Annotated in this window: 20 protein-coding genes; 11 read left to right on the top strand and 9 right to left on the bottom strand. The window is 64.1% G+C overall.

The genetic code is table 11. The features are described from left to right. The first annotated feature begins 162 nt into the window (after nt 1-162). The 10 genes from MYCSM_RS09905 to MYCSM_RS09860 all read left to right on the top strand — a co-directional run bounded on the left by MYCSM_RS09905 (nt 163) and on the right by MYCSM_RS09860 (nt 8,482). Nucleotides 163-1,368, top strand: a complete 1,206-nt coding sequence (locus MYCSM_RS09905; protein WP_015306015.1) for a cytochrome P450 — start codon at nt 163-165, stop codon at nt 1,366-1,368. 2 nt (nt 1,369-1,370) lie between these two features. Next, nucleotides 1,371-2,567 carry an acyl-CoA dehydrogenase family protein gene (locus MYCSM_RS09900; protein ID WP_015306014.1) on the top strand — a complete coding sequence of 399 codons (1,197 nt, stop codon included), beginning with the start codon at nt 1,371-1,373 and terminating at the stop codon, nt 2,565-2,567. Beyond that, complete coding sequence (locus MYCSM_RS09895; RefSeq protein ID WP_015306013.1) at nt 2,564-3,160, top strand: FAS1-like dehydratase domain-containing protein; 597 nt, start codon at nt 2,564-2,566, stop codon at nt 3,158-3,160. The genes MYCSM_RS09900 and MYCSM_RS09895 overlap by 4 nt, the downstream gene beginning before the upstream one ends. Next, a complete protein-coding gene (locus MYCSM_RS09890; protein ID WP_015306012.1) occupies nt 3,160-3,570 on the top strand; it encodes a Zn-ribbon domain-containing OB-fold protein in 411 nt (136 codons plus the stop codon). The genes MYCSM_RS09895 and MYCSM_RS09890 overlap by 1 nt, the downstream gene beginning before the upstream one ends. Before the next feature lie 9 nt (nt 3,571-3,579). Further along, nucleotides 3,580-4,671: an acyl-CoA dehydrogenase family protein gene (locus MYCSM_RS09885; protein ID WP_041313750.1), complete on the top strand. Its 1,092-nt coding sequence runs from the start codon at nt 3,580-3,582 to the stop codon at nt 4,669-4,671. A gap of 12 nt (nt 4,672-4,683) precedes the next feature. Next, complete coding sequence (locus tag MYCSM_RS09880) at nt 4,684-5,139, top strand: MaoC family dehydratase (protein ID WP_015306010.1); 456 nt, start codon at nt 4,684-4,686, stop codon at nt 5,137-5,139. Next, nucleotides 5,136-6,305 (top strand): lipid-transfer protein, encoded by a 1,170-nt coding sequence (locus MYCSM_RS09875; protein ID WP_015306009.1) that lies wholly within the window; start codon nt 5,136-5,138, stop codon nt 6,303-6,305. The genes MYCSM_RS09880 and MYCSM_RS09875 overlap by 4 nt, the downstream gene beginning before the upstream one ends. A 10-nt stretch (nt 6,306-6,315) precedes the next feature. Further along, nucleotides 6,316-6,915, top strand: coding sequence for a TetR/AcrR family transcriptional regulator (locus MYCSM_RS09870; RefSeq protein ID WP_015306008.1), 600 nt, complete (start codon nt 6,316-6,318; stop codon nt 6,913-6,915). 266 nt (nt 6,916-7,181) lie between these two features. Continuing rightward, nucleotides 7,182-7,856, top strand: a complete 675-nt coding sequence (locus MYCSM_RS09865; RefSeq protein WP_015306007.1) for a CDP-alcohol phosphatidyltransferase family protein — start codon at nt 7,182-7,184, stop codon at nt 7,854-7,856. Then, nucleotides 7,853-8,482, top strand: a complete 630-nt coding sequence (locus MYCSM_RS09860) for a lysophospholipid acyltransferase family protein (RefSeq protein ID WP_015306006.1) — start codon at nt 7,853-7,855, stop codon at nt 8,480-8,482. The genes MYCSM_RS09865 and MYCSM_RS09860 overlap by 4 nt, the downstream gene beginning before the upstream one ends. Nucleotides 8,483-8,488: 6 nt before the next feature. Here MYCSM_RS09860 and MYCSM_RS09855 read toward each other — a convergent pair whose 3' ends face one another. The 5 genes from MYCSM_RS09855 to MYCSM_RS09835 form a co-directional block, all read right to left on the bottom strand. Next, the gene (locus tag MYCSM_RS09855) at nt 8,489-10,810 is read right to left on the bottom strand and encodes an FHA domain-containing protein (RefSeq protein ID WP_041313742.1); all 2,322 of its coding nucleotides are present in this window, start codon (nt 10,808-10,810) and stop codon (nt 8,489-8,491) included. Continuing rightward, nucleotides 10,810-11,355: a hypothetical protein gene (locus tag MYCSM_RS09850; RefSeq protein WP_015306004.1), complete on the bottom strand. Its 546-nt coding sequence runs from the start codon at nt 11,353-11,355 to the stop codon at nt 10,810-10,812. The genes MYCSM_RS09855 and MYCSM_RS09850 overlap by 1 nt, the downstream gene beginning before the upstream one ends. A 65-nt stretch (nt 11,356-11,420) precedes the next feature. Further along, the gene (locus MYCSM_RS09845) at nt 11,421-12,326 is read right to left on the bottom strand and encodes a phosphatidate cytidylyltransferase (RefSeq protein WP_015306003.1); all 906 of its coding nucleotides are present in this window, start codon (nt 12,324-12,326) and stop codon (nt 11,421-11,423) included. Between the two features lie 280 nt (nt 12,327-12,606). Beyond that, nucleotides 12,607-14,280, bottom strand: a complete 1,674-nt coding sequence (locus MYCSM_RS09840; RefSeq protein ID WP_015306002.1) for a serine/threonine-protein kinase — start codon at nt 14,278-14,280, stop codon at nt 12,607-12,609. Between the two features lie 111 nt (nt 14,281-14,391). Then, nucleotides 14,392-15,195: a crotonase/enoyl-CoA hydratase family protein gene (locus MYCSM_RS09835; RefSeq protein ID WP_041311694.1), complete on the bottom strand. Its 804-nt coding sequence runs from the start codon at nt 15,193-15,195 to the stop codon at nt 14,392-14,394. A 77-nt stretch (nt 15,196-15,272) separates the two neighbouring features. Between MYCSM_RS09835 and rnhA the strand changes: the two genes are divergently transcribed. Then, entirely contained in the window at nt 15,273-15,803 is a 531-nt protein-coding gene (gene rnhA, locus MYCSM_RS09830; RefSeq protein WP_442928513.1) for a ribonuclease HI, read from the top strand. Between the two features lie 25 nt (nt 15,804-15,828). On the opposite strand, the gene MYCSM_RS09825 is transcribed toward rnhA, so the two are convergent. The 4 genes from MYCSM_RS09825 to MYCSM_RS35890 form a co-directional block, all read right to left on the bottom strand. Further along, nucleotides 15,829-16,632, bottom strand: a complete 804-nt coding sequence (locus tag MYCSM_RS09825) for a mycofactocin-coupled SDR family oxidoreductase (protein WP_015305999.1) — start codon at nt 16,630-16,632, stop codon at nt 15,829-15,831. A gap of 295 nt (nt 16,633-16,927) precedes the next feature. Beyond that, a complete protein-coding gene (locus MYCSM_RS09820; RefSeq protein ID WP_015305998.1) occupies nt 16,928-17,671 on the bottom strand; it encodes a hypothetical protein in 744 nt (247 codons plus the stop codon). A gap of 850 nt (nt 17,672-18,521) precedes the next feature. Further along, nucleotides 18,522-19,271, bottom strand: a complete 750-nt coding sequence (locus tag MYCSM_RS09810; RefSeq protein ID WP_015305997.1) for an Rv3717 family N-acetylmuramoyl-L-alanine amidase — start codon at nt 19,269-19,271, stop codon at nt 18,522-18,524. Nucleotides 19,272-19,544: 273 nt separating this feature from the next. After that, nucleotides 19,545-19,988, bottom strand: coding sequence for a Fur family transcriptional regulator (locus tag MYCSM_RS35890; protein ID WP_015305996.1), 444 nt, complete (start codon nt 19,986-19,988; stop codon nt 19,545-19,547).

Raw genomic sequence — 19,988 nt, 5'->3', positions numbered from 1 at the left:
GGTCCTTTCCCTCAACACATGATCTACACCTGTCGGACTAGGTGCGTCAATCACACGGGCCTAACTTCACTGCAAACCAAGGGAATACCCCTGTATTGACAGGCGCACCACCGTCCAGTAGACACGTTAGATATCGGACAGATTGGTTTGAAATGTCCGATCATGTTGCATCGGAGGGAGGCCGCGCTGCGCACCACATTCCCGCTGCACTCACCCGACTTCTACGCTGGGGACCCGTACCCGGCGTACAAGGAACTGCGGGCGAACGCCCCGGTGTGCTGGAACGACGACACCAAGTTCTGGGCGCTGCTGCGGTACGAAGACATTCGGTACGTGTCCACCAATCCGGACAAGTTCTCCTCGACCAAGGGCATCACCATCCCCGACCCTGTGATGCCGAACCCGGTCCAGGAGGGCAACCTGATCTTCACCGACCCGCCGCGGCATCGTCAGTTGCGAAAGCTGATCAATACCGGTTTCACCCGGCGGCAGGTGGCGGTCCTCGAGCCGAAGGTGCGCGAGATCGTCTACGGCGTTCTCGATGACGTGCGGCCCGGGTCCACTCACGAATTCGCCGAAGAGATCGCGGCACCGTTGCCGACCCGGATGATCGCCGAATTGCTCGGCGCCCCATCCGACGATTGGGAGAAGTTCCGCAGGTGGTCTGATGCATGCACCGGGAATGCCGATCCCGAGATCGAACTGGATTCGCTCGTGGCTGTCGGCGAGCTGTTCGAGTATTTTCAGCAGTTGATTGCCGCACGTCGCGCCGAACCGCGAAGCGACATGCTGTCGGTGCTGACCACCGCCGAGGTCGACGGTGCCAGGCTGACCGACGAAGACCTACTGAATTTCGCGTTTCTGCTACTCGTCGCTGGCAACGAGACCACCAGAAATCTGATCGCATTGGGCACGTTGGCGCTAATCGATCACCCCGACGAAACCGCCAAGCTCATCGCGGACCCAGCGTTGATCCCCGCTGCGGTCGAGGAGATGCTGCGCTGGACCAGCCCAGTGACACACATGGCCCGTGCGGCGACGACGGACGTCGAGATCCGCGGGCAGCGCATCCGCGAGGGCGACATGGTCGTCATGCTGTACGGCTCTGCCAATCGTGACGAAGAGACCTTCGGTCCCGACGCTGAGGAATTCAAGGTCACGCGGCATCCAAACCCGCACATCGCATTTGGCTGTGGTGAGCACTCGTGCGTCGGCTCTCAGCTGGCGCGCCTTGAAGCCCGTGTCTTCTTCGAGGTACTGCTCGGCCGCTATCCCGAGCTCGGGCTCGTAGGCGATGTCGACAGGATGCGGGCGACCATGGTCCCCGGCGTCAAGCGGATGCCCGTCCGACTCGGAACGGCGACCTGAGCATGTATCTGGACTTCACTACAGAGCAGAAGGAGTTGCGCGCCGAGATCCGCGGGGCGCTGGAGGCGGTCATGACACCCGAACGCATCGCGGCGGTGGCAGGTCGGATGGAGGGCGGCGAGGCCGTCAAGGACTGTGTACGGGCGCTCGGGGCCGCACACCTGCTCGGCGTTGGCTGGCCGAAAGAATATGGTGGACGGGGCTTTACCGCGCTCGAGCAGGTCATCTTCTTCGAAGAAGCGCAACGGGTGAATGCACCCATCCCGTTGGTAACACTCAACACTGTGGGGCCGACGCTTGCACAGCGCGGCACCGATGAGCAGAAGCAGAAGTTTCTGCCGGCGATCCTGAACGGCACCGTCGAGTTCGCGATCGGTTACTCGGAGCCCTCGGCGGGAAGCGATCTGGCGTCCCTGCGCACCACGGCGGTGCGCGACGGCGACGACTACATCATCAACGGTCAGAAGAATTTCACCAGTGGCGCGGCCTATGCCGACTACATCTGGTTGGCGGCACGCACGGACCCGAATGCCAAGAAACACAAGGGCATTTCGATCTTCATCGTGCCGACGTCGTCGCCGGGATTCTCGTGCAAGCCGTTGCACACCATGCCGGGGATATCTACGTTCTACACGTTCTACGACGATGTGCGGGTGCCCGCCAGTTCTATTGTCGCCGGTGAGAACGAGGGCTGGGGGCTGATCACGACGCAACTGAACTTCGAACGCGCGGCACTGGGCAACATGGGTGCACTCGAGCCGTTGTTCGAAAAGACGCTGCAGTGGGCGCAGACGACCGAACTCGACGATGGGTGCGTCATCGACCAGCCTTGGGTGCGGCAGGCGCTCGCGCGGGTCGAGGCGCAGGTCGCCGCCTACAAGATCATGAATCTGCGGGTCAATGCGGCGATGACCAAAGGCGCGTTGGGCATGGGCGAGGCGTCTGCTGTCAAGGTCTTCGGCACCGAACTGACCCAGCAGGTGGCCCGCGAATTGCTCGAGGTGCTCGACAGCGCAGGCACGCGGAGGGGCGAGGATGCGCCGCTGCGCGGGGCCCTCGAGTCGGCATACCGGATCGCGGTGATCAACACCTTCGGAGGCGGCGCCAACGAACTGCAGCGCGACATCATCGCGATGGCCGGCCTTTTCATGCCGCGCGCTCCACGGGACCTACGGGCACAGAACGGGAAGGCCACATGACTGACGAGCCCTTGCGCGGAGAAACGACAAGCACCGACACCGATTTTCGCAAGAAACTCGACGCGCTGATCGGCCAGCCGACCGGCGGGTCCGGCAAGCCGACCGTTGCACCGGACCCGGTGAACCAGCCAATGATTCGGCACTGGGCGCATGCCTTATCTGACATGAACCCGGTGTATCTCGACCCTGAGTTCGCCGAGAAATCACGGTTCGGCGGTATCGTGTCGCCGCCCGTCATGCTGCAGACGTGGACAATGCCGGCGCCGAAGATCGAAGGCATCGCCGAACGCGGCGGCGCGCCGATTGAGATGGGCCGCAACCCGGCGGCGTTCATCGAGGAAGCGGGTTTCGCCGGCATCGTCGCAACCAACTCCGAGTTCGAGATCGAACGCTACCCGCGCCTCGGCGATGTGATATCGGTGACGCAGGTGTACGAAGACATCTCCGATGAGAAGAAAACCTCCCTCGGCACCGGTCATTTCATCACGTGGTTGTCGACCTACACCGATCAGAACGGCGAAGTGCTCGGCAGACAGCGATTCCGGGTCTTCCGATTCAAGGCAGCGGTCCCCGGCGGAACGGCAGGGGCCTGATGGCAACCAGACTGGCGCCGACAGTCAGCCCGGACACCGCGTTCTTCTGGAACGGGTTGCGCGAACACAAGCTACTCATTCAGCGGTGCCAGGGATGTCAACAGGTCCGGCACCCGGCCCGCCCGATGTGCCCGGCATGCAACTCGCTGGAATGGGACACCGTCGAGTCGTCGGGTCGCGGAACCGTGTACAGCTACGTGATGCCGCAGCATCCCCCCATGCCGCTGATGGAGTACCCCTACATCGTCGTGCTGGTCGAACTCGACGAAGGAGTCCGGCTGGTGTCGAACTTATGCGACATCGCACCCACTGATGTCGAGGTCGGTATGCCCGTTGAAGTCTTCTACCAGACCTTCGACACCCTCGACGGGAACGACCTTGTCCTGCACCAGTTCCGGCCGGCCAGATAAATGACGAGCATGGACTTCACGTTCACCGAAGAGCAAGAGACGATCGCCAATATCGCCCGCCAGTTGTTCGAGCACCGCGCCACACCCGAACGCCTCACCGAACTCGAGGCGGACGATCAGCGCTACGACGCTTCGCTCTGGCGTGAGCTCGCCTCAGCAGACCTTCTTGGAATTGCACTGCCCGAGAGCGTCGGTGGCAGTGGACACGGCTTCCTGGAGCTGGCGTTACTGCTCGCCGAGGTCGGCTGGAGCGTCGCGCCGGTGCCGCTCTACGCCACGCTTCTGCTCGGCGCCGACACCATCGCGCGCCACGGCAGCGAAGCGCAACAGCAGCGGTACCTGCCCGACGTCATCAACGGGAATCTATTGCTCACAATGAGTTTGGCAGAACCGGCCCGGTCCGACCCGAGCGCCCGTTCGACGACGGCGAGCCGCGACGGCGGCCGCTGGCGCATCAGCGGCGTCAAGGAGTTGGTACCAGCGGCCCAACTGGTCAACACAGTGCTTGTACCCGCCGCCACCGACGAGGGCGATGTCCGTGTGTTCCTCATTGATACCGACGACAGCGGTGTGGATGTGCGGCCCGTCGAAACGACCAATCGCGAACCGCATGCAGATGTTTTCCTGGACGGCGCAGTGGCTTCCGAGGAGGGCTACCTTCACGCCGACCTCGATGACGTGTACGCCCGCGCCGTGGTCGGACTGTGCGCGGTCCAGCTCGGTGTGACCGACCGTGCGCTGCACATCGCGGCCGCGTACACAACAGAACGCGAACAGTTCGGCCGACCGATCGGCAGCTTTCAGGCCGTGCAGCAGCGGATGGCGGATGCGTTCATCGACGTCGAGGCGATTCGCTGGACGACGTGGCAGGCCGCGTGGCTCCTCGGTCAAGACCGGCAGGCACAGCGCGAAGCCAGCATCGCGAAGTTCTGGGCCGCTGAGGCCGGCGCGCGCGTCGCGGCGACCGCTCAACAGGTACATGGGGGTATCGGCATCGACACCACCTATCCCCTGTTCCGTTACTTCCTGTGGGCCAAACACAATGAGCTGACGCTGGGTTCGGCGTCCGCACACCTAGCGCGGCTCGGCGCCGCATACTGACGAAGGAGTGCAATGACAACGGCCAAGCTCCGCACCACAACACTCGACTGGCACGACATCAACGTCGGCGACGAGGTGACTCCGCTCGAGATTCCGGTCACCGCAACGGTGATCGTCGCGGGCGCGATTGCGTCGCGCGACTTCATGCCGGTACACCACGATCCCGAGTTCGCGAAGAAACAGGGTTCACCCAACATCTTCATGAACATCCTCACCACCAATGGACTGTGTGTCCGATTCCTTACCGAATGGGCTGGGCCGGAGGCGATGGTGACCAAATTGGCGATCCGATTGGGCGTGCCGTCGTTCCCCAACGATCCGCTGACGTTCACCGGCACTGTCACCGACAAGTCCGAAGGTGCGGACGGAGAGGGGTTCGTCGAGGTCGCATTCAAGGGCAGCAACAGTCTCGGTGATCATGTGTCTGGGACCGCGACCGTGAGCCTGCTGGAAGACCGGGTCGGATGAGCGCGCTGGGCGGGAAGGCAGCGGTCGCGGGCATCGGACAGACCGAATTCTCCAAAGAGTCCGGGCGCAGCGAGCTCCAACTGGCCTGCGAGGCAGTCAAAGCCGCGATCGACGACGCCGGGCTGCATCCCAGTGATGTCGACGGCATGGTCACGTTCACGATGGATACGAGCGATGAGATCGACATCGCGCGCAACGTCGGCATCGGCGATCTGACGTTCTTCTCCCGGGTCCACCATGGCGGCGGTGCGGCGGCGGGGACGGTGGTGCAGGCCGCCATGGCTGTCGCAACTGGGACGGCCAACGCCGTGGTGTGCTACCGCGCGTTCAACGAACGGTCCGGATTTCGGTTCGGCGGCGCCACCGCACGGCCGACCGCCGAGACGCCAATGTTCATGGCGAACTACGCGCCTTTCGGCCTCCTGACACCCGCGGCCTGGGTCGCACTGCACGCTCAGCGGTATATGTCGACCTACGGCGTGACCAACGAGGACTTTGGTCGTATCTCGGTCGTCGATCGCGCCCACGCGGCGCGCAACCCCGACGCCTGGTTCTATGAGCGGCCGATCACACTCGAGGACCATCAGAACTCGCGCTGGGTCATCGAGCCGGTGCTTCGCCTTCTGGACTGCTGTCAGGAAAGCGATGGTGGTGTCGCGGTGGTCATCACCAGCGTCGAACGAGCCCGAGACCTGCCCCGTCCCCCTGCGGTCATCACTGCCGCGGTGCAGGGTGCGGCAGCGGAGGGCGAGATGATGACGAGTTACTACCGCGACGACATCACCGGTCTGCCGGAAATGGGGGTGGTCGCCGAAAAGCTCTGGCGCGATTCAGGACTCAAACCGACCGATATTCAGACGGCGTTCCTCTACGACCACTTCACTCCGTTCGTGTTCGCGCAACTCGAAGAGCTGGGTTTCTGCGGGCGCGGCGAGGCCAAGGATTTCGTGACGGTCGAGAGACTTTCGCTCGGCGGTGAACTACCGATCAACACGAACGGCGGGTTGCTCGGCGAGGCGTACATCCATGGGATGAACGGCATCACGGAGGGCGTGCGTCAGGTGCGCGGCACGTCGTACAACCAGGTGGAAAGCGTTGAACACGTGCTGATCACGTCGGGAACCGGCGTTCCCACGAGTGCGCTGATCCTGGGACCAGACAACTGAGGCTGAAGTGATGACAGTCGAGACGACCGCGACCGACACACGCGAGGTGATCATCAACGCCGCCATGGCCTGCTTCGGCAAGCATGGGTTGACCAAGACGACCGTCGTCGACATCGCCCGGGCGGCCGATGTCTCGCGAAGCACGGTCTACGAATACTTCCAAGACAAATCTGCGATCGTCGAGGCGTGTGCCGAGCATTCGTCGCAGCGGTTCTACCGCGAGATGGCCAAGGCAATGGGCCGGGGTGAATCGCTGGAGGACAAGCTGGCATGCGCGGCGGTGTTCGTGACGAGGGCGCGGCGGTTTGTCGAGCCCGAAACATACTTCGACGCAGACGAAGTGAGCCTGCTGCTGACGAAGAACGCCGCGGTGCTGCTGCGTGAGTGCACCGAGTTCCTCGCGCCCTACCTCACCGCGGCCAAGCTAACCGGCGAGGTGCGCAAGGACCTCGATGTGACGGCCGCAGGCGAGTGGTTCGGCCGGATGCTGTTCTCGTTGTTCAGCACGCCGTCGTCGATGTTGAATTTGGACGACGACGAGGTGGTCGCGGGCTTCGTGCGATCGCATGCGGTGCAAGGATTCACGAGCAGCCGCACAGCCAGGCGCTAGCTCGATCATGATCTTGGCGGATAAACGCCGGCTGTGACGGATGTGGCCCGTGTGCACATGTGCTGATCTTGCCGGCAAGCGTGCATCTCCAGCCGTCCGCCAGCAAATCATAGGCACCTTCTGTTAAGGCTGATTTGGGTGTACAGCTATCAGAAATCATGCGTTGGCGTCGGCTATCAAGAATCCGCCAAGGATCCACCAAGCCCGCGGTCGCAATCTTTTCGTGACCGGCCCCACAGGCCGAACTACCGCGAAAGGAACGAACCATGATCGGCCTGTACGCACTGAAGCCCTGGTACACCAGGCGACTAACGCCGATTCTCAACACCGCCGTGGCGCACCACGTGTCACCTGACGTTTTCACCGCCGCCGGCGTCGTCGCGGCCGGTGCCGCCGGAGTGACCGTCGCGCTGGGATGGTGGCCGCTGGCCGCACTGCTTCTCGCGCTGCGACTGGCCGGAGCGAACCTCGACGGAGCCGTCGCCCGAGCCCGCGGGGTGAGCCGGCCGTGGGGCTTCGTGGTCAACGAGATCGGTGACCGCGTCTCGGACTTGTTGACCTTCGCAGGCCTCGCCGTGTTCGCGGCGCGACTGCACGGCCCCGGCTTCCAGTGGCTGTCCTGGTCCGTGATTCAGGTTCTTGCGGCCGCGCTGGCCGCGACGCTGCCCACGTTCGCCTCGCTGGCCGCAGCGGCGGCAGGCGCGACGCGGCGCAATGGCGGCCCGTTGGGCAAGACCGAACGTTGCTTGTTCGTGGTGCTGGCCACCGCGATCCCGTTCATCATGCCGGTGCTCTTGATGCAGATGGTCAACGGTTCGATCCTGACCACGGTGCTGCGGCTGCGCGCCGCCCGGCGTGAGCTGGCAGAGAAGCGCGAGCAGGAGGTCCTCGACGTGATCGATCTGCCGACCCGCCCGATCTTGACGGCGGTGGCAGCATGACCGCCCTCTCCTATGTGCTGCGGCACTGGATGTGGCGCATCGCTAGCGCGGTCTCTGGCGGCCTGAGCGTAAGCGGCAAGTGGCGCGGCACCGGTGGTTGCATCGTGGTGGCCAACCACTCTTCGCACGCCGACACCGCGGTCCTGCTGGCCGCTCTTCCGCCCAAGGCCAAGCCCGTGTTCGGCGCGGCAGCCGACTATTGGTTCGACGTGCCGGTGCGCCGGTTCATCGCGACGTCGCTCGCCGGCGTGCTGCCGGTGCGACGCTCGGGCGGCGGCTCGTACGACTCGCTGCTGGCCGCGGTGCGCCCCGCACTGAAGGCCGGACGCACCGTCGTCCTCTACCCCGAGGGCACCCGTTCGACCGACGGCAGCATTGGCGAGTTCCGTTCGGGTGCACTACGATTGGCGCGCGAATGCGGTGTGCCGATTGTGCCGGTGGCGCTCACGGGCACGGCCGACGTGCTGCCCAAGGGTGGCCACTGGTCCCCCGCCCCCATGCAGGTTTGGATCGGCGAACCCATCGATCCGAACACCGCATCGTCGGAGGAGCTGCGGGCGTCGGTACTGGCGCTGCGGGATGGCCTCCAATCGAGAGCCGTCAACCGCTACGCGCTGGCCGCCTGACCACGCCTACTTGGTGATCGCTTTGAACCGAATCTTCCGCCGCGCGAAGGCCAAGTAGCACACCGCGAGCACGCCGAGCATGCCGATGTCGAACGTCCATGCCGCCGCGGTGTGCTTCCAATGCGAGTCACGCGGGATCACGGCAACCGTATTCGTCAGATCGACCGTCGACGCCGTCGCAGCCAATCCCCATCGTGACGGGGTCAGCCAGGAGACCGGGTCCAACGGCCGGTCAGTCACCGGGATGAAGCCGCCCGCCAAGACGAGCTGCGTCATGACCGTCACGACCATCAGCGGCAACACCTGATTACTGTTCTGCGCCAACGCCGATACCAACAGGCCAAGGATTGCGGCCGCCACGCACGTTGCCGCGATGTCAACGAACAGCTCGAACCTTGGGCTGCCGAGCACCGAAGCGCCGAGCGGCACGCCCTTGCCGATGGTTGGTGCCGTCACGATCAGTACCAGGATGGCCGACTGAACCACCGCGGCCGCCGCGAACACCACAACCTTGGCCCCCAGATATGCCGACGTCGACAATCCGGCCGCCTGTTCGCGGCGGAAGATGATGCGTTCGCCGACAAGTTCTCGAACAGTGAGCGCCGTCCCCATGAAGATCGCACCGAGGTTGAGCAAGACCACGATCTGCTTGGGTTCGTTCGGTGCGGCACTCTCGATTGCCGCCTTACCGAAGCCGGTTTGGCCGGCCACCGCGAGGGGCAGCAGCCCGAGCAGGAACGGCAACAAGACCAGAAACACGAAATAGCCGCGGTCCGCCCGGATCAGCCGGACCTGGCGGCGTGCGACCGTCGACAACTGGCGCCATAGCCCGGCGCGCACGGGTTTACCCACCGGTTGCTTGGGCTCGGCCTGAGCGCGCGGTTCGATGGGGCTTTCGGCCCGCTCGAGGAATCGCCGATGGGCGGCATCGGGATCGGCCTCGATATCGGTGAAGATGTCGGCCCAATCAGTGCTGCCCATCGCGTCGCCCAGCTCACCCGGCGGGCCGCAGTATGCGGTCTTGCCGCCAGGGGCGAGCAGCAACACCTGATCGCAAACGTCGAGGTATGCCAACGAGTGGGTCACCACCACGACAATGCGACCGGCGTCGGCAAGCTGGCGAAGCATCTTCATCACCAGCTGGTCCAGCGCTGGGTCCAACCCGGTCGTCGGCTCATCGAGGACGAGAAGCGACGGACCGGTCAGCAATTCCAACGCGACCGACGCCCGCTTGCGCTGCCCGCCCGACAGATTCTCAATACGAGTGTCCGCGTGCGGCGTTAGTTCAAGCTCCTCGAGCACCTGGCGGGCCACCCACAGTCGTTCGTCTTTGGTGGTGTCGTGCGACATTCGCAATTCCGCCGCATACCCCAGGGCCTGGGTGACGGTCAGTTGCCGATGTACGACATCGTCCTGCGGCACCATGCCGATCCGGTTGCGCAGCAACGCGTACTCGGCATGGATGTCGTGCCCGTCGAAAGACACCAAACCGCCGTGTGGCCGAATCGCCCCCGCGATCACGTTCAACAGCGTCGACTTGCCGGAACCCGAGGGGCCGATCACCGCCGTCAGAGTGGCAGGCTTCGCAGAGAACGAAACCCGTTCCAGCAGAGTGTGATTGCCTGTGATACTCAAGCTGATGTCGCGGACGTCGAGGCCGGGCTCTGCGGCGGGTGCGCGACGGGGGACCAACGTGCCGTCGTCGACGAAAAGCATGTCGACATTGGCGATCGTGACGACGTCGTTAACGGCCAAGTAGGTTTCACTGATCCGCTGCCCGTTGACGAACGTCCCATTGCTGCTGATGTCTTGGATCTGCACCCCCTGAGCGGTCGGTATCAACCGGGCGTGATGGCGCGAGGCAAGCAGATCAGGGATGACGATGTCGTTGTCGACCTCGCGGCCGATGGTGGTCGAACCGGGCGGCGGCTCTGCACCTGGCCGCAGCACCCGAATCACATTCGTGACGATGTTCGACAATTCGGTCGGGATCGTGGTCCGATCGTCCGGCGGTTCGCCATCACGGCCGAGCTCGAATGTCACCGGCGGACCGTCGGGTTCGCCGATGTGAATGGTCTGCCCGTCGCGAATGTCCACCGATGACACCCGTTGTTTGTCGACGAACATTCCGTTCGTGCTGGCGTTGTCGACGGCGACCCACTGACCGTCGAGGTATCGCAGCAGGACGTGGGCCCGCGAGACCCCTGGCTGTGGCAGTCGGATATCCGCGTGGACGTCGCGTCCGATGACGAGGTCGCCGCCCGGCCCGAACGTGCGGTGCCAACCACCGGCGTACACGGTGATCGTGTGCAGAGGCGGCCGACTCATCATGACCACGCCGCAAACACAGCGGAAAGCCCGACCGTGAACACCAGGATGGCGATGACCAGATAGCCGCCGTAGAGCCGTCTTAGCAAGGGGTGCAACAGCTTTGACAGAACCCATACCACCAAACCGACGCCAGATATCCGCAGTCCGCGCTCCAGCAGGGTCCAGCCCGCCAGATGCCACAGGTCGATGTGGTGCTCACCGGCCGCGCGGGCATACACCTTGACCGGGATGCCCGACAAGGCCTGATGCATGATCGCGCTCGGTCCAGCAGCAAGTTGATCGAAGGCCGTCGCGACCATTCGCGGCGTGGTCAGCGGCGCCGGCAACAACACACCGCGAGATGTCAGCCACGCGTTGGTGAGTACACCGAGCACCGACCCGGCGATCACCGCCGCGGCCCACGGCATCACTCGCCGAGGAACGGCGGCGGCAAGCAGGATCAGCGCCATCTCCGCGACGATGAACCAACTCAGCGCTTCGGCGTAACCCCACAGGAACGCCACCGCCAAGCCGTACGGGGCTGCGACCAGGGCGGCGATCATCGACCAGATCCGCGACTGACGACCGCTGAACTCTGTTCCAGCAGAACGGAACCCGCCACTGCCCATCATCCGAGGAGGTAAGCCAGCGGTAAGACGAGCAACAGCGAGTCGATCCGGTCGAGCAGACCTCCGAATCCCGGTAGCCAGGTGCCGGCGTCCTTGACTTGTGCCTGTCGCTTCACCATCGACTCCAACAGGTCGCCGAGCAGGCCGCCAAACGCCACTGCGACGAGCAGACCGACCGAAATTGTGCCCAACAACGTCAGCACGAGAAACGCGCCGATGAACGCGCCGACCAATCCCCCGACCGTCTTGTTCGGGCTCAACGGCGATAACGGCTTACGTGCCCAACCGAAGCGGCGCAACCCTTTTCCACCGCACCAGGCGGCGACGTCGGCAGCGGAGGCAGCGAAGGCCACCAGGAAGGTATCTGGCCACACCATCACCAGATGCGCCAAGGACCAACAGATCCACACCGACCCGAACGCGGTGAACGCCGTACGCCTGCCGCCATGTTCGACATCACCGCCGAGAACCGAGGGCAACGCACAGGCCAACACCACGATCGGCGCGAGGCCCAACAACGACGGACGGAGCCATGCTGCCAATGGATAAAGGACACTCAGCGCCAACAGGATGCCGGTGTCGACCTTGCTGAGCTTCACCAACCGCGCGTACTCGACCACCGCGACCACGGCCAACGCGGCGGCAAGGGCGGCGGTGGGTCCACGTCCTATCCAGACCGGAATGCCGACGATCGGTGCAATGAGTACCCAGGTGGTCCACTTCTGGATCAATTCGCGCTTGCGCGACGCGAACACGGCGATTCCGCCGATTACGAGGATCGCCACGGTGATCCACATGAAGAACACGGCGCGTGCGTGAAGATGAATGTGCAGGGGGCCCAGGTCGAGGTTGAGATGCATGCGCCGATCGAAATGAACGATCTGCACGTACCAATCGACGAGCATCACGTGGCCCGGCCTCCCGGCGGATTCGGTTCATGGACACGATATGCGGTGTCGACGGATTCGGTAGCCGAAACGGACGCCGGGCATTCGACTGGCGCGCGGCGGAATGGGTGAAGTGTGGCGCGCCCACGACTCCTCCATCGACCGGGTGGGAGCACTCAAAAGGCTGCTGCCGCACTACTCGCAGGACTCACCGACCACGGCTCGTGGAGGCAGACGGAGGGATGCGCGGTGAATGTCGGCGTCGACGAAACCTCCACGCGCACAGGCGATTAACTCGTTACGGCGGAAAGACCTTCTTGATGCTGCCGTCCGAGTTGACCTGCATGTAACCAGTGCCGGGAGCCGCAGAATGGATCGCCAAGGCCGGGCCGCCGCCTTCAGCGCCCTCGACGATCAAGTACATCTGGCTGTCCTCGGGCGGCGCACCGAGGGCTTGGGGTGCACCGGCCATCGTGGCGGCCACCGCGTTGGCGTCGAATGCGCTGAGATCGGCGAGCACGTTGAATGAACTCGTCGTCGTATCCGATCCCCAACTGTTCCACTGGCCGTCGCGGTACATGAAGTCCTGCTCGACATGGCTGTTGGTCGGCGAGACGCGTTCGAGCACAGCGTAAGTCGGGTAGATCACCAATTGGAATCCCATGGTGTCGCCGAAGTGGCCACGCATTGTGTCGAGCAACCCGCGCAGCCCGTCAGACGTCTGCAGCTGTGACGGTCCGCTGGGCGTCGACTGGGTTGCGGTCGGTGCGGAAGTGGTGCCCGGGTGAGTCGTGCCGGGCGCAGAAGGCTTTGTGCTTGGCGCGGACGGAAATTGCTGCCCGGTTGGTTGAGCCCGCGTAGTCGGGCGACTGGTTGAACTGCCGTCGGGCCACACGATTACAGCGACGACGGCGACGACAATGACGACCGCCGTCGCCAGTCCCGCCAAAATCCAGACGGCGGGGTTTTGCCACCACGAAGATGCAGCCTGCGCCTGCTGCGGACCCGGCATGGCAGGCGGCGGCCACGGCGCAGGCTGGGGAGGCGCGCTGTACTGCGTGGCTGCACTGGCCGCCACGGAGCTGGATCCCGTGTCGGGGTACGGAAGCGGCGCCGACCAACTGGGCGCAGGCGGTGGCGGCGGCTGACTGGGCAGGATCGGAGCCGTCAGCGCGGCCCGGGCGGCGACCGCCAGGTCCTTGGTCGTCGAGTAGCGATCGTCGGGATTCTTGGCCATGCCGGTAGCAATGACCTGGTCCATCTGCGGTGAAATCCCGGGCTGCATGGTCGACGGGCGCGGCGGCGGCATCGTCAGGTGGTTGGTGATCTGGCGTTCCAGGCTGTCGCCAGGAAACGGCTGTGACCCGGTCAGGCACTCGTGCAGCACGCACGTCAGCGCATAGATGTCGGCCCGCGCGTCGGTGTGGTCGGTGGTGAATCGCTCGGGCGCCATGTAAGCCAACGTGCCGATCGTCGCGCCGGTGCTCGTGAGCTTGGTCGCCTCGGCCGCACGGGCGATCCCGAAATCGATGAGGTAGGCGAAATCGTCGGGGGTCACCAGGATGTTCGACGGTTTGACGTCGCGGTGCACCAACCCAATTTTGTGAGCGGCGCCCAGGGCGGCAGCAATCTGCTCGACGATCGAGACGGCGCGTTTGGGTGCCAGCGGGCCGTCGGCCACCAAGGCATCGATGGTCTTGCCGTCGATCAGCCGCATCGTCACGTAGAGGCGCCCGTCGATTTCGCCGAAATCGTGAATCGGGACGATGTGCGGCTCATCCAGGCTGGCGGCAGCCTGCGCTTCTCGGCGGAAGCGGGCCTGATACTGGGCATCATCAGCGAGGTTCGCGGGCAGCACCTTCAACGCGACCACCCGGTTCATGGCCGTGTCGTATGCCCTCCAGACCTCGCCCATACCGCCGCGGCCCAGCAGCTCAACCAACTGGTAGCGGCCGAAGGGGGTCCCGTCCACCGGCTAACCATAAGAGAGATGACGCCACCGCTTGACCTCTTCGGCGGTAGGTCGTCCTTCACCGGGACATACAGACATGGGGGCCGCGCGCGGCTCGTCAAGGCGCGGTCGCTACACAGGGTCGACGAAAACTGGCGGCTCGCCCGACATTCCAGCGACGACGGCTGCAATCTGGTTGGGCTTACCGATCAGGCCGGTCTGCAGGTCGGATTCGAGCATCAGCGCGGCGGCGGTGTCATTACTGGCCCACGTCTCGTCGTAGAGACGCTTGGCGGCGCGCACCGCGTCCGGTGACTTCTGCGCGATCTCGTCCCCGAGGGCCAGCGCCGCAGAGAGCGGATCCTCGTCGGTCCGAGTTACGAGCCCAAGTTTCAAAGCCTCACTCCCGGAGACGATGCGACCGCTGAACGTCAACTCTTTTGCGACGTCGATCGGAACGAGCCGCGGCAGCGTCTGCGTGATACCCATGTCGGGAACTAGGCCCCACTTGATCTCCATGACAGACAACTTCGCGTCCGGCGCGCTGATCCGGATGTCGGCACCGAGCGCGATCTGTAGACCGCCGCCGAAGCAATTGCCGTGTATCGCGGCGATCACCGGCACCGGCACCAATGACCAGTCGTACGTCACGCGCTGAGCGAGGTTTGCCAGCCGCCCCTCGTCGCGCTGCAATAGGACGCCGGTGCCGCCCTCGCCTGACATGAAGCTTGCAATGTCCAGGCCAGAGCAGAAGCTCTTGCCGTCGCCGTGCAGCACCACTGCGCGAACCGACGCTTCGCCTGCCAGCTGCGCGGCGGCGTTCATCAATCCTTCGAACATCCCTTGGTCGAGCGCATTGTGCTTATCCGAGCGCACCATCGTGACCGTTGCGACGCCGTTGGGGCCTGTCCGCACACGAACTCTGTCTTCGCTCACGCGTGGCAATCTACCGCCCGGCGGGTTCCCCGCGAGTCGCGGAGCCCATCGCCCAACCTGCTGCCTATCCTCGGCGAATGGTCGAGCAAAAGGATCGCGGTCCGGTCATCGATGGTGTCCTGTTCGGCCGGATCGCGGACGAAGACGTCGTGGTCATTCACACCGACGGCGGGTGCAGACCCAACCCCGGGCCCGGCGGCTGGGGGGCCGTACTGCGCCAGGGCAGGCACGTCCGCGAGATGTGCGGCGGCGAGCCGGGTACGACCAGCAACAATCGCATGGAACTGACGGCGCCGATCATGGCGCTGGAGGCGCTCACCCGACCAGTAGTCGTGCACCTTCACACCGATAGCACCTACGTCCGCAACGGGATCACCAAGTGGGTTCTCGGCTGGGAGCGCAACGGCTGGCAGACCGCCGCCAAGCTGCCGGTGAAGAACGTCGACCTATGGCAGCGGCTCCAAGCGGCGTGCGCGCGGCACCGCGTCGAGTGGTTCTGGGTGAAAGGACACGCCGGCGTCGCCGACAACGAGCTGGCCGACAGGCTGGCGACCCGGGGTATGCAAGAAGCGATCACGCTGGCGCCGGCATCTCAGCCCGCGATCTAGCGACGCCCCCAAAAGGCTTGTGCTCTTAGTGAATTCGAGCGCTGCCACCAAGCCCGATCTCGAGGACACTGCCGGTGATCACGCCCGGATCCGTGACCAGGTATAGGAGCCCGCGACTGACATCCTCGGGAGCAAGCCACGGCTGAGGAATCGGATTTCCCTTCATCATGCGACGGACGAGGTCGTCGGGAACATCGTCACCGCCTTCGGGCTGCACCATGGGTGTCTGCACCGTGGTGGGGCAGATGACGTTGACCGTGATGCCCTCCTTGGCGACCTCGAGGGCGAGCGACTTGGCGAGCCCGATGACTCCCCATTTGGTTGCGTTGTAGGCGGCCAGCTCTGGGATGCCCATGCGGCCACCCATTGACGACGTGACGACAATCCGGCCGAAACGCTGCCGTCGCATCACCGGTGTCGCGGCACGCAGAGTGTGAAACGTACCTGTCAGATTCGTGTCAACCAGCTGCTGCCAGATCTCGTCGGTGACGTCGTCCAACGGGCCGGTGCTCACGATCCCGGCGTTGGCCACAACGATGTCGAGACTTCCCAACCTGTTGACCGTTTCCTCAACGGCCGCATCTACCGCGGCGGCATCGCGGACATCCATTTCGACCGGAATGCAGACGCTGCCCAACGCCTCGACCTGCTTGGCGGTGTCGTGGAGATCGTCCTGCGTGCCTAGCGGATACGTCAGCCCCGCCATGGCACGGGGTGCGTCGGCGATGACGACGTTGGCGCCTTCGGCGGCGAGCGCGAAGGCATGCGCGCGCCCCTGCCCGCGGGCACCTCCGGTGATGAACGCGACCCGACCATCCAGAGCACCCATAGTCGGCTACGTTAACCGCGGCGATTTCTGCTTGGGGGTTGTGGGGGCTGCCAGGGCCTGACCGACAAGCAGGCAAGGGAAGCTACGACGCTCTATGCAGCCGGCAAGTCACTGGCATGGCTTGGTGCTCGGTACGGCGTCTCGCACACGATGGTCGCTGCTGAACTTCGCAAGCAAGGGGTTCAACTCCGGTTGCGTCCAGGCTGGGGTTAAGCCCTTTCCTTCCATAGCGAGTTGTACGAGCGCCCGCGCATACTGCGGTGGATCTGGCGCGTCACTGTTGACACTGGGGTCCCTAGCAGCCCGCCGCCGCTATTTGGTCTTCGAGCACTTTGGCCGACGCCTCAATGCTGGCGCGGTATGAGGGAGGCGCCGCAGTCGCCTGCGCAGCGGTGGCCCGCTGAGCTGCAATCGATTGGCGAAGCAGAGCCAGCGACTGAGGGTCCATCGTGCAGCCGCCTGCCGGAGGACCAGCGGCGGGCGCAGCTTGGGACACAGGGTCAGGGGCCTTCACCGTCCGAGTGCCCGTTGCCGTCACGGTGAACGTCCCTTGATTGGTCCCGTTTACCTGGCTCCACATCCTCTGAATCATCGACACGAGGACAGGGATTCCGCTCAGCAGCGTCCCAATGATCACCTGCGAAGTCGTGTCCTGCACCTGTTGAATGCACGTCAATGTCGCCTTGACGATCTCCACCGGATCTTGCAACGCCGAAGCGATGGCACTACCCGAGATGCATTCCAGCGCGCCGCTATTCTCCGTCAACTTGTTGACCACGCTGAGTCCGAATGGTTTGCCAGCTGTTTCGATACCAAGCACGAGAACGGCAACCATCGCCAGAGCGGGCTCCGACAACAGTGCGCCGTCCTGCGGAGGGTTATCCGCGTCGAACGCGAAATCGACCGATCCGCTGGCAGGCAGCACCGACTCCTTGTCGGCGTACCGGGCGAACAGCTCCTTATAGACCGTCGTTGCCGCGATGCCGGTCAGATTGAGTTCGGCAGCCGGGGTTCCAGACGTCGCGGGCGTCGTTCGCACCCGATAGACCAACGAACTGTTGGATTACAGGGTCAGTTTGAGTTGCGAATCGTCGCCGCTGATGCATGGCCACGCAACATCTCCAGTGACGCTCGACACCGTGTACGTCACGCCTTGCGAAACAGCGGATTGGCCAACGCAATCCGGCTTCGGATTGCTAACGCCGAGAAGCTGTTTCGTCTTATCGACGACACCGCTAAAGAATTTGGAGGGATTGAGCCAATCTGGCCAGAACGACGAGAAGTGCGTCGTCGTCACCGTTATCGAATGCGTTGGCGCGTCATAGGACCCCGGAAGAAGCTCCGTTGTTCCCTCTGCCGATTTGAACCAGTATCGGTCACCGTTGTCTTCGCTTTTGCGGCTGAGCCCGGCGTGGACTCACTAGAGCAGGCGACGCCGCATGTTACTAGAGCAATCAAGGCCGCCAGTGAAATCATGCGGCGAAAATTCAACACGAAACCCCCCACGTAGCCGATCACTCATGTTTCAAAGCGTGGAGCCTTGCCCCATGGCTGTCGCAGCATATTAGCGGGATCGGAGGCAGCCGATCTTGAAAATCTCGGCCAAAGTGGAGCTATGTTGCGCCACAAGGCGATCCATCTAGAGGGCGGCGCGACCGGCCGTCACGAAGACACATACACCAGGAATTATCTGGGGTCCCGACCGAGTGTTTATGACTGTTCCCGATTAGGTGCGCCGGGTTCCAGTCGACCTAATAGGGAACGGTTTGATTGGCCAGCGTTCCCGCTTACGGCTTGACTTGCAGGCGATCAGCGGCGTCCGGTCATCGCACTAGGCCGCCCGCGCCGCAGATTGACCGGCATTCAGCGACCCTTCGCCGGGCGGCGCGTCAGGCGTGGGTGGAGGCGGTTGAGCCGAGGTAGGCGGCGATACCTTGGGCGACGGCCGATGCGTATCGTGACCGACCCTGGTCGCTGGTCAGCATCGCGGCGTCGGCAGTGTTTTTCATGTTGCCCATCTCGATCAGGATCGACGGGTAGCGGGCCAAGTTCAGCCCGGCCAGATCGGCGCGCCCGTACAGACCGTCAGTACCCCGGTAGGTCGACGGCTGCAGTCCGGCCGCGACGAGTTGGTCGCGCATGGTCTGGGCGAATTGCACGGCGGGTCCGGCTTGGGCGTCGTTGAGTGGCGGGTTGGAATAGTTGACGTGAAAGCCCCGGCCATCGGGTGGGCCGCCATCGGCGTGGATGGACACGATCGCATCGGGCTGTAGGGCGTTGGCCATGGCAGCGCGTTGGTCCACACAGGGTCCGAGCGCATTGTCGTTACCCCGGGACAACGCGGAGCGCACGCCCAGCGCCGTTAAGGCCGCCCGGGCGCGCAGCACCACATCCCAGTTGAAGGTGTGCTCGGGGTATCCGTTGTCGGTGCAGGTGCCGGTGGTTTGGCATTCCTTGGTGCCGCCGCGGCCGTTGTTGACCTGTCGGTTGATTGAGGCGTCGTTAGCGCCGTTGTGGCCGGGATCAAGGAACACGATTCGGCCCGCGATCGGCGACTTCGCGTCGGCTTTCGGCGCGGCCAGCAGAGGTAGTGTCGGCAGGCTCAACAACACCGGCGCGGTTGCGGCGTATTTGAGCACGTCGCGCCGCGATACCGAATCACGGCATCCCGATCGTATGGCCGAATCGTTGCCTTGCACGACCGGACCGTATCGAGTCCGCCCTCCTTGTCCCGGCTGACGCGCACGACCGATGCCGAATCGTTGTCGGACGCCGCCCCCTGCGTGCCGACAGCTTCATCCCGACGGAGGCCGTGACAGATACGACGCGTATCGACAAACCGGCCAACACCTACGCCTATTCGTCTATTAGTCGACGGGTCCAACCACTCCTGGCATGCGCGCTGTTGCGCGTCATCGCGCGACGCGATCGGCGCGGTCCCCGGTGGACGTGGCGGGGCAGAGGGGACATGTGCCGTACAGGTCGACATGGTGGGTGATGTCACGGTAGCCGTGCTCGTGGGCCAGTCGCGTGCAGAGGTGTTCGATGTCGTGGGCGGTGAAGCCGACAGCTCGACCACACTGACGGCACACGAGGTAATGGCGGTGGGCGGGTGTGGCGCGGAGCCGGTAGAGGGTTTCACCATCCTCCCCGCGCTGGGATTCGGCGATGTTTTCCTCGGCGAGGTTGCGCAGAATGCGGTAGACGGTGGTCAGTCCCATCCGAACGCTGTGATGTTGGCGGATGTCGGAATGCAGTTGTTGGGCGGTGCGGAATCTGTCGCTTTTGCCAAGCTGCTCGAGGACAGCCTGGCGCTTGGGTGTTCGTCTGCGGCCTGCGACCGGTCGCGCGGACAT

Source organism: Mycobacterium sp. JS623 (assembly GCF_000328565.1).
Classification (GTDB): Bacteria; Actinomycetota; Actinomycetes; order Mycobacteriales; family Mycobacteriaceae; genus Mycobacterium.
Note: the sequence above shows the minus strand (reverse complement) of the source record. Positions and strands in the feature narration are given on the sequence as shown.